The following is a 12527-nucleotide window of genomic DNA, read 5'->3' as shown; positions in this document are numbered from 1 at the left end:
GCAACAGGGTGGTCGGGTCGACCGAGAACACCGGGATCGCGCTCACGGCCATCGCGATCGCGAACACGAGCAGCACCACACCCCAGAAGATCGTGCCGAAGCGTGCACCACGGCGCGCCCGCGCAGGTTCCGGTGCCGGTACCGGCGCCGCAGGTGGGAACGTCTGGGTCGTCTCGTCGTCGTTCGTCATCGTCTCGTCCTTCACTCGTTGACGGTCAGCGCACGGGGCACGTCGGCGGCGCCCCCGAGGATCCACAGGTGCACGGTCGTCGTCCCGACCGCATCGGTACCGGCGGACCGTGCCGCCCGGTTCTCGACGGTGGTCGTGCCGAACAGCCCGCCGCTGCCGTCGTCGCCGGAGTCGCCGTCGGTGTCGACGCCGTACCCGACGCCGCTCACCTCGACCCGGACCGGCACGTCGGTCGGCAGCAGCACCTCGGCCCCGCCGGCGCCGAGCCACAGGTTCACGTCCCCGCCGGCGTCGGTCTCGTCGAGGCCGCGCAGGTCGAGGGTCGGCCCGCCGACGAGCATCGCGTAGTTCCGTTCCGACCCGGCGGCGACGCTGTCGACCCGCCAGGTGGTCCCGCCGATCAGCGAGACCTGCGTGCCGGCGGGCAGCACCCCGGTGACGACCAGGGCGACGACCCCGATCGTCGAGAACAGGCCGAGGGCACCGTCGTCGCGTCCCCGGATCCCGGCGACGATGGTCGCGATCGCCAGCACGGCGACCGCCGCGGCGATGCCGAGCACCGCCACCGGCCAGGCCTCCGCCTGCGCCCAGACCGCGACGCCGGCCCCGGCGACGAGCGCCAGCCCGAGCGACACGGCGACGTACGCCGCGCTCGACCGTCGCTCGGCGCGGGTCGCGCGCCAGGCGGCCGCCCGCTCCCGTTCGGCGCGCATCCGCTCGTCGTGTCGCCGCTGTCGGTCCTGCGGGGTGCCGGGGGCGTTCCACTGCCAGGAGGCCCGGCCCGCGTCCGACGCCTCCCCCGCGTCCGCCGTCCACGCGGCTCCACCGGCCGGGCGCGGGTCGTCGGGGCTCGTCCAGAAGTCGCGCCGTGTCCCCGCTGCCGCGGCGGCGTCAGCGTCGGGCGTCGGCCCGTCGGTGCGACGACGCGCGACCACCACGGCCAGCCAGACGATCCCGCCGACGAGCGCGATGCTCCACGCCGTGCGCAGGGTCGCCTCGAGCCAGCCGGGCATCCCCCACGCCGAGGGCACGCCCTGCCACCAGATCCCCTGGACCGCGGGCACGAAGGTCAGCACCACGAAGACGCCGATCCCGATGAGCGCCGGGTCGAGCACGCCGCGGATCATCCGCTCGACGTGGATCCGTCCTGTGGTGTCCGGCAGCAGCGCCCACCCGACGGCGTACGCCAGGAAGACCGGACCGCCGAGCAGGGCGACGACGATCGCGACGCCGCGGACGACGAGCGGGTCGAGTCCGGTGCGTCGGGCCACGGCACCGCAGACGCCGGCGAGCCAGCGGTCGTCGGTGCGGGCGACGTCGAGTCCGCGGATCCAGTCGAAGAACCGGGCCGTCGAGTCGGCGGTGCCGGCAGCCGGGCCGGGAGCCGTGTCGTGCTGGTGATCGGTCATGGTCTCCAGCATCCCGGCCCGCGGTGGCGGACACCATCGGGGTTTCCCCTGACCGGTCCCTGATCCCTGCCCCGAACCCTGCTGGTGCGGGCGCCCGAGTGCCAGGATTGGCCCATGGCCACCGCTCGGATGACCCGCCCGACCCCCAGGGTCCTCGGCGGTGTCTGCAGCGGGTTCGCGACGCACACCGGTCTGCCCCTGGGGGCCGTCCGGGCGGCGACGGCAGTCCTGGCCGTGTGCGGCGGGGCCGGGGTCCTGCTCTACGCGTGGCTGTGGGCCACCACCCCGAGCGCGACGGTGGCCGCGACGTCACCGCTCAAGGCCGTGCTCACGGCGCCACGTCTGGACGGCGACGGCGACGGCGACGGCGACGGCGACGGCGACGCGACCGTGAGCCGTCGGGCACCCGTCGTGGAGATCCTGCTCGGACTCGCACTGCTCGCCGCCGGGGGCGCGATCGTCGCCGTACGGCTCGGCGCCCAGGTCCCGCTCGAGGTCGTCGTGCCCGGCGTCGTGGTCGTCACCGGTGCTGCCCTGGCCTGGCGGCAGTTCGACGCCCTCCGCACCGTCCGGGCCGCGGCGTCGTCGACCCTGGTCGTCCGGGCGCTCGGGGCACTGGTGCTCGTCGTGCTCGGCATCCTGTTGTTCTTCACCACGAGCGACCGGCCGAACGTGTGGACGGTGCTCAGCGCAGCGGTCGCGGTGCTGCTCGGCGTCGCCGTGGTCGTCGCGCCCTGGGTCGTGCGGCTCGTCCGGGACCTCGCCGACGAGCGCGCGGCACGGGTCCGCGACCTCGAGCGCGCCGAACTCGTCGCGCACCTGCACGACTCGGTGCTGCAGACACTCGCGCTCATCCAGCAGAAGGCCGAGCCCGGCTCCGATGCCGCACGGCTCGCCCGGGCGCAGGAACGCGAACTGCGGTCGTGGTTGTTCGCCGAGCAGACCGAGCCGGCCCGAGACCTCGGCGCCGAGCTGCGCGACGCCGCCGCCGACATCGAGGCCGAGTACCCGGTCCGCATCGACGTCATCGCGGTCGGCCCGTCGCGCACCGACCTGCCCGACGGTGTCGTCGCCGCTGCCCGCGAGGCGATGCTCAACGCCGCCCGGCACGCCGGCGGCACGATCAGCGTGTACGCCGAGACCGCGCAGGACGTCGTCGAGGTCAGCATCCGCGACCGTGGGCCGGGCTTCGACCCCGACGCCGTGCCCGAGGGACGGTACGGCGTGCGCGAGTCGATCACCGGGCGGCTGCACCGGCTCGGCGGCCGGGCGACCATCGCCCCGGGGCCCGGTCGCACCGGGACCGAGGTCCGGCTCCGGCTGCCGCTCGCGCCCACCGACCCCCACCACGAGGAGGACGCATGACCGAGCCCGACCTGCTCACCGTCGCCATCGTCGACGACCACTCCATCTTCCGAGCCGGCGTGCGCGCCGGACTGCCACCGGGCCTCCAGGTCGTGGGTGAAGCCGCCACCGTCGACGAAGCCGTGACGCTCGTGGCGACCACCGCACCCCGTGTCGTCCTGCTCGACGTCCACCTGCCCGGCGGAGCCGGCGGTGGCGGCGCCGAGGTGATCACGCAGTCCGCTGCCGAGCACCCGGGCACGCTGTTCCTCGCGCTGAGCGTGTCCGACGCGGCCGACGACGTCGTGCGGGTGATCCGGGCCGGGGCCCGCGGGTACATCACGAAGAGCTCGTCGAGCGCCGAGGTGGCCGAGGCCGTCCGACGGGTGGCGGAGGGCGACGCGGTGTTCTCGCCCCGCCTGGCCGGCTTCGTGCTCGACGCCTTCGGTGCGGTGAGCGGCGAGACCGCGCAGCACGACGCGGAACTCGACCGGTTGTCGGCGCGCGAGCAGGAGGTGATGCGCCTCATCGCGCGCGGGTACGCCTACAAAGAGGTCGCGTCCGAGCTCTTCATCTCGGTGAAGACCGTCGAGACCCACGTGTCGAGCGTGCTGCGGAAGCTGCAGCTGTCGAACCGGCACGAGCTGACGGCGTGGGCGCTGCAGCGCAAGCTGCTCTGAGCGCCCACGTCGACCCGATCTGTCTCACTTCGCGCTGATGCGGGTGTACTTGTTCACGGCCCACGGCACGAACACGACGAGCATCACGGCGATCCCGATCAGCACCGTCACGATCGGGTGCTGCATCGTCCAGATGTCCGGCACCGGCGCCGACCCGACGTTGCCGAACAGCTCACGCGCCGCCTGCACGAGCGACGACACCGGGTTCCACTCCGCGAACACCCGCAGCACCAGGGGCAGCGTGTCGCTCGGCACGAAGGCGTTCGAGATGAAGGTCAGCGGGAACAGGATCATGAACGAGGCGTTGTTGATGACCTCCGGCGTCTTGACGCTCATCCCGAGCAGCGCCATCACCCAGCTGAACGCGTAGCTGAACAGCAGCAGCAAGGCGATGCCGGCCAGGAACTCGGGCGGCGACGAGTTCACCCGCCACCCGACGGCCAGCCCGGTGAGCATCATGATCGCCATCGAGATCGAGTTGAGCACGAGGTCGGAGTTGGTCCGGCCGACGAGCACCGCAGACGCCGACATCGGCAGCGTGCGGAACCGGTCGATCAGGCCTTCCTTCAGGTCCTGCGCCATCGCCGAGCCCGAGAAGGTCGCTCCGAAGACGACGGTCTGCGCGAAGATCCCCGCCATCAGGAACTGCGTGTAGTCGGTGCCCTCGACCGCGATCGCGCCGCCGTAGACCTGGCTGAAGAGCAGGACGAACATGATGGGCTGCAGCACCGCGAACACGAGCATGTCCGGCGACCGCTTGATCTTGATGAGGTTCCGCTTGGTGACGGTCCAGCCGTCCTCGAACCAGATGGCGACCGGCGAGGTGACGACGACGGGCAGTTGCCGACCCGGCGCGATGGTGGTGGCGGTCATCGGGCCGTCTCCTTCTGCTTGGTGGCGGCGGCTTCGTCGGCATCGTCCTCCGTCGCGGCGTGGCCGGTGAGCCGCAGGAACACGTCGTCGAGGGTCGGTCGGCGCATGCCCGCGTCGTGCAGCTCGATGCCGGCGTCGCCGAGGTCGGCGAGCACCCGTTGCAGCGCGGTGGGGCCGGCCTCGACCGCGATGGCGTGGGTGCGGCCGTCACCAGAGGCCTCGACGTCGCCGACACCGTAGCGCCGCAGGACGGTCGTCACGGCGTCACCGTCGGTCTCGTCCACCAGGGTCACGACCACCCGGTGGCCGCCGACTTGCGCCTTGAGGTGGTCGGCGGTGCCCTCGGCGATGACCCGGCCGTCGTCGATGACCGCGATGTCGTCGGCCAGCCGGTCGGCTTCTTCGAGGTACTGCGTGGTGAGCAGGACCGTGGCGCCCTCGGCCACCAGGTCCTCGATGATGCCCCAGAGCGCCAGCCGGCTGCGGGGGTCGAGGCCCGTGGTCGGCTCGTCGAGGAACAGCACGCGCGGGTTCATCACGAGGGCCCCGGCGAGGTCGATCCGTCGCCGCATGCCACCGGAGAAGCCCTTCACCGGGCGGTCCCCGGCCTCGGCCAGGTCGAACACGTCGATGAGCTCACGGGCACGCTCCCGCGACGTCTTCCGGCCCAGGTGGTAGAGCCGCCCGATCATCTCGAGGTTCTCGAAGCCGGTCAGGTTCTCGTCGACCGCGGCGTACTGCCCGGACACCCCGATGGACCGCCGGGTGGCCTGGGGGTCGGCGATCACGTCGATGCCGTCGATCGTGGCCGTCCCGGAGTCCGGGGTGATGAGGGTGGTGAGCACCTTCACGGTCGTGGTCTTGCCCGCGCCGTTCGGCCCGAGCAGCGCCTTCACGGTGCCCTGCGGCACGGACAGGTCGAGACCGGCCAGTGCGTGCACCGGCCCGGACTTCGACCGGTAGGTCTTGGTCAGCCCGGAGGCTTCGATGATGGCCATGTCGCTCCTTCGTCGGACACGGTGGGTACCGGGGTCCGGTGGGGCGACGGCCGTCAGTCAGATGCCGAAGTCACCACCGAAGTCACTGGAGCCACCGCCGAAGTCGGATCCGCTGTCGCCCCAGCCCGCACTCTCGAACCCGCCGCCGTCGGACGCGCCACCATCGGACGCACCGCCGTCACCGGAGTCGGCTCCAGTGTCCTCCGAACCACCGTCACCCGCAGCGTCAGTACCGCCATCGAACGATCCGGGGTCCGGCAGGAAGGCGCTCATGATCGCCGAACCGATGACGTAGCCGGCCACGGTGCCGAGGATCGAGGCACCGATCATGCTGCCGAACGACGGTCCGCCGCGCTGCCCACCGAAGCGGCCACCACCGCCGACGCCACCGAGCGAGCGCTCCATGAAGCCCGGTTGGCGGATCTCGGACCGCGTCGCCGACTGCGCGAGCGAGCGGGGGTCGTCGCCGCGCGGGGCCTCGCCGGGAGGCGCCGTACGGGTGAACTCGTCGTAGACCATGCGGCGCTGTTCGTCGGTCAGTTTCGCGAACGCCTCGGCATGGACCTCTTCGATGCGCTCGGGCGGCGCCGTGCGGAGCAGGTAGCGGTACCGCTCCACCGCGCGCTCGTCGTCGGACGCCGCGCCCTGCTGCTGCGCGGGTGCACCGCCCCACTGCGGCACGCCGTACTGGCCGCCCTGCTGCTGCCCGGCCGGCACCCCCGTCGGCGCGGGCTGGTGGTACGACTGCTGGCCGTACCGGTAGCCCTGCTGCTGCGGTTGCTGCGGCTGCCCCCACTGGTTCTGCTGCGCGTCGTACTGCTGCGCGTCACCGGTGCGGTCGCGGTCCGGACGTCCGAGCAGGCGGTCGAGGAATCCCATGGTCGATGCTCCTTCGGGTGCACGGGTGATCCGGTCGGACCGCCCGTGGCCTGCCACCCTATGGAGCGCGGTCGGCCGCTGACTGAGCGCCCGCTCAGAGTCAGCCGTGCGCCGCCGCGCCCGCGGGCGCACCGTGCGCACCTGCACGACCCGTGCCGGGTTGGCAGCACCGTGCGCGCCTACAGCACCGCACCCAGCGGCCGACCCCGCACCAGAACGCGGACCCCGCACCGTGCGCACCTGCACGACCCGTGCCGGGTTGGCAGCACCGTGCACGCCTACAGCACCGCACCCAGCGGCCAACCCCGCACCAGAACGCGGACCCCGCACCGTGCGCCGGCCACACTTGCCGCGCGCACGCGCCGGCTCAGCCCGCCGCCGCGCCCACGGCGAGCGCGGCCGTCCACACCGCGTGCAGCTCGTCGGCGGCCCCGGGGTGCGCCACCAGGAACGGCTCCCCCACGGGCGGGAAGCCCTCGACCGGACCGGAGCGGGTCAGCACGATCCCGCCGGCCTCGTGCACGAGCAGCACGGCGGCCCCGTGGTCGACCGGGTTGAACGCGGACACGCACCCGCCGATCCCCCGGCCGGCCGCGACCTGCGCGATGGTCAACGTGCCGGAGCCCTGCACCCGCAGTGTGCACGACCGGTCGGCCAGGGCGTCGAGGAACGCGCCGAACCCGGGCCACGGCCGGTGCCCGTCGAGCTCGGTGCCGACGACCGCACCGGCGAGCGGCCGCGGGGTGTCGTCCAGCTGGAGCGGACGGTCGCGCAGGGTGGCACCGCGTCCGCGCCGCGCCTCGAGGACCTCGCCCCGCCACGGGTCGGCCACGACGCCGACGAGCGGCCGGCCACCGCGGGTCAGGCAGAGCGACATCGACGTCCAGGGCACGCCGTTCGCCAGGTTCGTGGTGCCGTCGACGGGGTCCAGGTACCAGCGGTGCCGGTCGCCGGGGGCGTCGCCGTACTCCTCGCCGGTGAAGCCGTGCGTCGGGAACGCCATCCGGACGCGGGACCGGACGTGCTGTTCGACCAGTCGGTCCACGTCGGTGACGAGGTCTGCGGGGTTCGCCTTGGTCCGTACCTCGCTGACGGGGTGCTCGCGGGTGAAGGCGATGACCTCGTGCGCGATGCGGTGTGCCAGGGCTTGGGCGCGCGAGGCGACCTCGGTCTCGGTCGGTTCGCGGTCCCGTTCCGGCCAGCCGTCCCGCTCCGCCGACGACAGTGCGGCGCCGATCGCGCCGACGTCGTTCGTCGTGATCGAGTCGACGCCGAGCCGTGCCGCCCAGAGCGCCGGTTCGGCCTCGTCGACGGTCCAGACGGCGACCCGCAGCCCCAGGGCGTGCGCGACCTCGATCGTGCGCGGGGTGAGGAACGCGATGTCGAGGTTCAGGGTGGACGGGGTCAAGGCCTCCAGGTCGGCCGGAGCGGGCGGGTCGAGCGACTCCCACGCGAGCCAGACGTCGGCGTCGGGCAGCACCGAGCGGACCGCGGCCATCGCCGCCGGCGCTCCGCACCACGCCACGGTGGTGGACGCGGTGGAACCCACGACGGTGCGGGCGGCGACGAGTCCGTCGGCCGCGTCCGTCAGGTCGACCAGCAGCACCGAGTGGCAGCCGTCGAGCCGTTCGAGGGCGGCGTCGAGACGCGGGATCCGGTCGAGGCCGTTGCCGAGTCGGGCGACGTCGCACCAGGCGACGTCGGACACCCGGCGAGCGTCACCCCACATCCGGCCGAGGGTCTCGTCGTGCAGCAGGACGGCGACGTCGTCGGCCGTGCGACGGACGTCGACCTCGATGACCTCGGCGCCGAGCGCCTCGGCGACCGCGATGGCGGGCAGGGTGTTCTCGCGCCGGACGCGCGGCGCACCGCGGTGGGCGACGAGCCGTGGCGGACGCACGCCGGGCCTCCCGGTCGGGCTGGTGGCGACCACCTGGTCGGCGGGCGCCGACACCGGGGCGCTCATCGGGTGCCCTCGAGCAGGGCGCCGTCGCGGTACACGAGCACCTCGCCGAGGCGGACCCCGGTCTCGGTGCCGACCGTCGGGGGTGCTCCGGTGACGAACGCGCGGAGCTCGGCGCCGTCGGCGGCCAGCACGACCTCGGCGAAGTGCCCGCGCATCAGCACGCGGGCGACGGTCGCACGGATCGGCGAGTCGTCGGTGAGCACGACCTGCTCGGGTCGGATCAGGACCGTGTCCGCCACGGTGGGGCTGACCGACGTGCCGGCCAGGAACCGGCCGGTGACGGGGCTCGTCGACCCGATGAACGACGCGACGAACCCGGTCGCGGGGCGGGCGTACAGCTCGGTGGGCGTCGCGATCTGCTCGATGCGGCCGTCGTGCATGACCGCGATCCGGTCCGAGATGCTGAGCGCCTCGTCCTGGTCGTGCGTCACGATCACGGTCGTGATGCCGAGACGCTGCTGGATGCGCCGGATCTCGTCGCGGACGCTCACCCGGAGCTTCGCGTCGAGGTTCGACAGCGGCTCGTCGAGGAGCAGCACGTCGGGCTCCTGCACGATCGCCCGCGCCAGGGCGACCCGCTGCTGCTCACCGCCCGAGATCGCGGTCGGTTTCGACCCGGCGTGGTGGCTCAGACCGACGAGGTCGAGCGCCTCCCGCACCCGCTCCGCCACCCGCTGCTTCGGCACGCGTCTGGTCCGCAGCGGGAACGCCACGTTCTGCGTCACCGTCATGTGCGGCCACAGCGCGTAGTTCTGGAACACCATCGCGCTCGGCCGACGCTCCGGACCGATCGACGTGACGTCGCGGTCCCCCATCGTCACGACGCCGCCGTCGGCGGGCAGGAACCCCGCCACCATCCGGAGCGTCGTCGTCTTGCCGCACCCGGACGGCCCGAGGAGCGAGACGAGCTCGCCCTTCGCCACGTCGAGGTCGATGCCGGCGACGACGTCGCGTCCGCCGAGCGTCTTGCGCAGTCCGCGGATGCTGAGTCCGCCGGATCGGGTCCGGTCCGTCGTGCTGCCGTCGGCCGGGAGGCCCGTGGTGCGTTCCGCGACGAGCGTTGCGTCCGTCATCTGGTCGCCTTTCGTGCTGGTGGTGGTCATCGGGGTCTGTCGCTTCATCGGTGTCTGTCGCTCATCGGTGTCCGTCGCTTCATCGGATCTGGAAGCCGTCCGCCAGGCGGCCGCCCATGATGTGCTTCCGGGCGAGGAGCAGCAGGACCACGGACGGGATGCTCAGCGCGATCGCGAACACCGCCGAGACCTGCCGTGGGGAGTTCAGGACGAGCGAGTACATCGCCGTCGGCATCGTCATGTACGTCGGGGCGCCGACCAGGTACGTGCCCTGCGCCTCGTCGAACGACGCGAGGAAGGACATCACCATCGCGACGAGGATCCCCGGCCACGCGATCGGGAACGTCACCCGCCAGAAGGTCCGCCAGCGGCTCGCTCCGGCGTCGCGTGCTGCCTCCTCGAGGGACCGCGGCACGGCCGAGAACGCGGCGGCGGGCAGCCACGTCATGAACACCACGCACCCGAGGACGTGCACGATGAGGATGCCGGTGACCGTGTTCATGAGGTTCAGCGCGGTGAACATGGCCGACATCGTGACGAAGAGGCCCATCTTCGGGAACGCGTTCGTGGCGAACAGCCCGACCAGGACGAGCCGTCGCCCAGGGAACTCGATGCGGCTGATCGCCCACGCGGCCGGCAGGCAGACCACGGCGGCGATGAGGACCGTCAGCGGGGCGAGGACGAGCGAGTTCTGGACGGCGACCGCAAGGCTCCGGTCCTCGAACACGGTGCCCCACCACTGCAGCGTCCAGCCGTCGGGCAACAGGTTCGGGTACGTCCAGGTCGTGGCGAAGGCACGAGCCGCCAGCCAGAGGAGCGGACCGAGCACGAAGACGGCCAGCACGACAGCGGTCGCCCAGACGAGGGTGTTCCCGGTGAGTCGCTTGATCACGGCTGCTCCTGCTTCTGCTGCTGCTTCCGCAGCTCGCCGGCGTTCGCCCGGACCGTCGAGCGCAGGTAGAACACGCTCGCGGCCGCGGCGAAGGCGAACACGATGAACGCCATCACCGTCGACTGCTGCGGGCGGTTGTAGGCCTGGAAGTACTTCGAGATGTCGACACCGAGCATCGTCGGGGCGTTCGGACCGGTGAAGTACGGCACCGTGAACGACCCGAGGACCCCGATGACGGTGAACGTCGTCGCGATGACGAGCGGGGTCGCCGCCATCGGCAGGAGCACCTGCCAGACCACACGCCAGGTGCTCGCGCCGGCGTCCTTCGCGGCCTCGACCAGGGCGTCCGGGGTCCCCTGCAGCGCGCCGGCGATCATCAGCACGGCGAACGGCAGGCTCGTCCAGACGCTGCCGAACACCACGGCGACGAGGGTGTAGCCCCACACCGGGACGTCGAGGCCGAACTGGGCACCGAGGCTGCGGAGGAAGCCCTGCGCATCGGTGAACGTCAGGACCGACCAGCTCGCGATGACCACCGGCACGAAGAGCGGGACGACTGCCAGGACGCTGAGGCTCTTGCCGAGGAAACCACCGCGGAGCCGGAGGATCACCGCCACCGCCACGGCGAGCGCCACGGTCAGACCGGTCGACAGCGCGGTGACCCCGAGCGTCGCGACGAGGTCGCGCAGGAACGTGGCGTTGCCGAGCAGGGTGCCGTACACGGCGAACGAGAAGCCGCGCACGGTGTCGCCGCCGATGTCCGCGAGTGCCTGGTTCAGGCCGCCGGTGAACCCGAGGCTGAACAGCGCGGCGTTTACCACCGGTACGCCGACGAACAGGACCACGACGAGGACGGGCGCCGCGACGAGGGCGAGGCCCTGCCACCGCCGACGGCGGTCGAGCCGCTCCTGGACGGACAGCCGACCTGCGGTGTCCGCCGTGCCGTGGACGGGCGACGGGACGGGCGGGAGGCCCGTGGCGGAGTCGCCACGGGCCTCCCGGTCGGTCGCCGGGCCGTCCTGGACGGTCTGGGTCACTGCGGGACCTTCGCGTCCCACGCCGCGTTCATGTCGGCGGCGAAGTCGCTCTGGAACCCGAGGCGGAGCTGCGAGGGGTTCGCGTCGGCGAACTGCTCCGCGACCGACGCCGGCAGGCTGTCGAGCGGGATGACCGGGTAGCCGGAGACGGCGCTCGCGACGAGCTGCTGCCCCTTGGAGCTCAGCACGAAGTCGGCGAGCTGTTCGGCGGCGGCCTTCTTGGCCTTCGGCTCGGTCTTCGGGATGCCGAGGAAGCTGGCGCTGCCGGTGAACGACGGGTCGGTGATCTGGATCGCCTTGACGGTCTTCGGGATCACGCCGGTCTTCTGCGAGGTGATGAACTGGTCGCTCCACACCGGCGCCATCGCGATCTGGCCGCTGCCGAGCAGCTGCACGACCTGGTCGTTGCCGTTCGGGTAGACCCCCTTCTGGTACGTCGAGGGGCCGAGGTCCTTGAGCGCTGCGAAGCCCTTGTCCCACTTCGACTCGAGCGACTTGTCGTACGTCGTCTGCATCGTCGCCTGCTCATCCGCGGTCAGGTACTTCGCGAGCACCGTGGCGACGAACGAGCCGCCCGAGCCGCCGGACGACGGGGAGTTGTACGCGAACTGACCGGGGTTGGACTTGATCCAGGCGAGGAGGTCGTCGAGGGTCTCCGGCGGGTCCGTCACCTTGCTCGAGTCGTAGGCGAGCAGGACGCTCGAGGCGCGGTACGGGATCGCGCTGTCGCCGCCCTGCTGCTTCGTGGCCTCGGGGACGTCCTTCAGGTTCGGGATCGTGCTGTCGCTGACCGTGCTGAGCAGTCCGGCCTTGCCCGCGGTGCTGACGAAGCCGGCGTCGACCAGGTCGTACGCGACGGACTTGCCGGCCTTGACCGCGGTGGCCAGGTTCGCCTGGGTCTGCGCGTCGTGCTCGCCGTGCAGGTCGATGCTCGTGCTGACGTGGATCTTCGGGTTCGCCTTCTCGAAGGCGGGGATGAGCGACTTGTCCCAGAGGTCCTGGACGTTCGTGTCGCCGCTGATGAACACGGTGAGGTTCGTGGTGCCGCCGCTCGTGTCCGCGGCGTTCGAGGCGTTGGCGCTCTGGACGCAGCCGGACAGTGCGACGGTCGCGGCCGCCGCGATGGCGAGGCCGGCGAGGACTCGGGTCTTCACGTCGATGATCTCCCTGTTCCGTGGGGTGGGGT

The 12527-nt window shown here is 72.3% G+C and carries 12 protein-coding genes; 2 read left to right on the top strand and 10 right to left on the bottom strand.

Annotated elements, in window-relative coordinates:
- Positions 1 to 190 (bottom strand): hypothetical protein (locus GVL05_RS18910; RefSeq protein ID WP_159574148.1); only part of this gene is annotated, 190 nt, incomplete at its 3' end.
- Between the two features lie 11 nt (positions 191 to 201).
- Positions 202 to 1599: a PspC domain-containing protein gene (locus GVL05_RS18905; RefSeq protein WP_159574147.1), complete on the bottom strand. Its 1398-nt coding sequence runs from the start codon at positions 1597 to 1599 to the stop codon at positions 202 to 204.
- Positions 1600 to 1713: 114 nt separating this feature from the next.
- On the opposite strand from GVL05_RS18905, the gene GVL05_RS18900 reads away from it, so the two are divergent.
- Together GVL05_RS18900 and GVL05_RS18895 are read left to right on the top strand one after the other, a co-directional pair.
- Entirely contained in the window at positions 1714 to 2964 is a 1251-nt protein-coding gene (locus GVL05_RS18900; RefSeq protein ID WP_159574146.1) for an ATP-binding protein, read from the top strand.
- Positions 2961 to 3623 (top strand): LuxR C-terminal-related transcriptional regulator, encoded by a 663-nt coding sequence (locus tag GVL05_RS18895; protein WP_159574145.1) that lies wholly within the window; start codon positions 2961 to 2963, stop codon positions 3621 to 3623. Before GVL05_RS18900 ends, GVL05_RS18895 begins: the two co-directional genes overlap by 4 nt.
- Before the next feature lie 24 nt (positions 3624 to 3647).
- Here GVL05_RS18895 and GVL05_RS18890 read toward each other — a convergent pair whose 3' ends face one another.
- From GVL05_RS18890 to GVL05_RS18855, 8 genes are all read right to left on the bottom strand, one after another.
- Positions 3648 to 4496 (bottom strand): ABC transporter permease, encoded by an 849-nt coding sequence (locus GVL05_RS18890; protein ID WP_159574144.1) that lies wholly within the window; start codon positions 4494 to 4496, stop codon positions 3648 to 3650.
- A complete protein-coding gene (locus GVL05_RS18885; RefSeq protein WP_159574143.1) occupies positions 4493 to 5494 on the bottom strand; it encodes an ATP-binding cassette domain-containing protein in 1002 nt (333 codons plus the stop codon). The genes GVL05_RS18890 and GVL05_RS18885 overlap by 4 nt, the downstream gene beginning before the upstream one ends.
- Before the next feature lie 57 nt (positions 5495 to 5551).
- Positions 5552 to 6373 carry a hypothetical protein gene (locus GVL05_RS18880; protein WP_235036064.1) on the bottom strand — a complete coding sequence of 274 codons (822 nt, stop codon included), beginning with the start codon at positions 6371 to 6373 and terminating at the stop codon, positions 5552 to 5554.
- 367 nt (positions 6374 to 6740) lie between these two features.
- Complete coding sequence (locus GVL05_RS18875; RefSeq protein WP_159574142.1) at positions 6741 to 8339, bottom strand: inositol monophosphatase family protein; 1599 nt, start codon at positions 8337 to 8339, stop codon at positions 6741 to 6743.
- Positions 8336 to 9412 (bottom strand): ABC transporter ATP-binding protein, encoded by a 1077-nt coding sequence (locus GVL05_RS18870; protein WP_235036063.1) that lies wholly within the window; start codon positions 9410 to 9412, stop codon positions 8336 to 8338. The genes GVL05_RS18875 and GVL05_RS18870 overlap by 4 nt, the downstream gene beginning before the upstream one ends.
- 79 nt (positions 9413 to 9491) lie before the next feature.
- Entirely contained in the window at positions 9492 to 10304 is an 813-nt protein-coding gene (locus GVL05_RS18865) for an ABC transporter permease (protein WP_123340755.1), read from the bottom strand.
- Positions 10301 to 11341 (bottom strand): ABC transporter permease, encoded by a 1041-nt coding sequence (locus GVL05_RS18860; RefSeq protein WP_159574141.1) that lies wholly within the window; start codon positions 11339 to 11341, stop codon positions 10301 to 10303. The genes GVL05_RS18865 and GVL05_RS18860 overlap by 4 nt, the downstream gene beginning before the upstream one ends.
- The gene (locus GVL05_RS18855) at positions 11338 to 12495 is read right to left on the bottom strand and encodes an extracellular solute-binding protein (RefSeq protein ID WP_159574140.1); all 1158 of its coding nucleotides are present in this window, start codon (positions 12493 to 12495) and stop codon (positions 11338 to 11340) included. Before GVL05_RS18855 ends, GVL05_RS18860 begins: the two co-directional genes overlap by 4 nt.
- Positions 12496 to 12527 lie beyond the last annotated feature (32 nt).

Source organism: Curtobacterium sp. 18060 (genome assembly GCF_902706105.1).
GTDB lineage: Bacteria > Actinomycetota > Actinomycetes > Actinomycetales > Microbacteriaceae > Curtobacterium.
Note: the sequence above shows the minus strand (reverse complement) of the source record. Positions and strands in the feature narration are given on the sequence as shown.

Bases quoted from the DNA above. Each gene is read 5' to 3' on its own strand.
- GVL05_RS18905 (WP_159574147.1), bottom strand. From the start codon at position 1,599: ATGACCGATCACCAGCACGACACGGCTCCCGGCCCGGCTGCCGGCACC.
- GVL05_RS18900 (WP_159574146.1), top strand. From the start codon at position 1,714: ATGGCCACCGCTCGGATGACCCGCCCGACCCCCAGGGTCCTCGGCGGT.
- GVL05_RS18895 (WP_159574145.1), top strand. From the start codon at position 2,961: ATGACCGAGCCCGACCTGCTCACCGTCGCCATCGTCGACGACCACTCC.
- GVL05_RS18890 (WP_159574144.1), bottom strand. From the start codon at position 4,496: ATGACCGCCACCACCATCGCGCCGGGTCGGCAACTGCCCGTCGTCGTC.
- GVL05_RS18885 (WP_159574143.1), bottom strand. From the start codon at position 5,494: ATGGCCATCATCGAAGCCTCCGGGCTGACCAAGACCTACCGGTCGAAG.
- GVL05_RS18880 (WP_235036064.1), bottom strand. From the start codon at position 6,373: ATGGGATTCCTCGACCGCCTGCTCGGACGTCCGGACCGCGACCGCACC.
- GVL05_RS18875 (WP_159574142.1), bottom strand. From the start codon at position 8,339: ATGAGCGCCCCGGTGTCGGCGCCCGCCGACCAGGTGGTCGCCACCAGC.
- GVL05_RS18870 (WP_235036063.1), bottom strand. From the start codon at position 9,412: ATGACGGACGCAACGCTCGTCGCGGAACGCACCACGGGCCTCCCGGCC.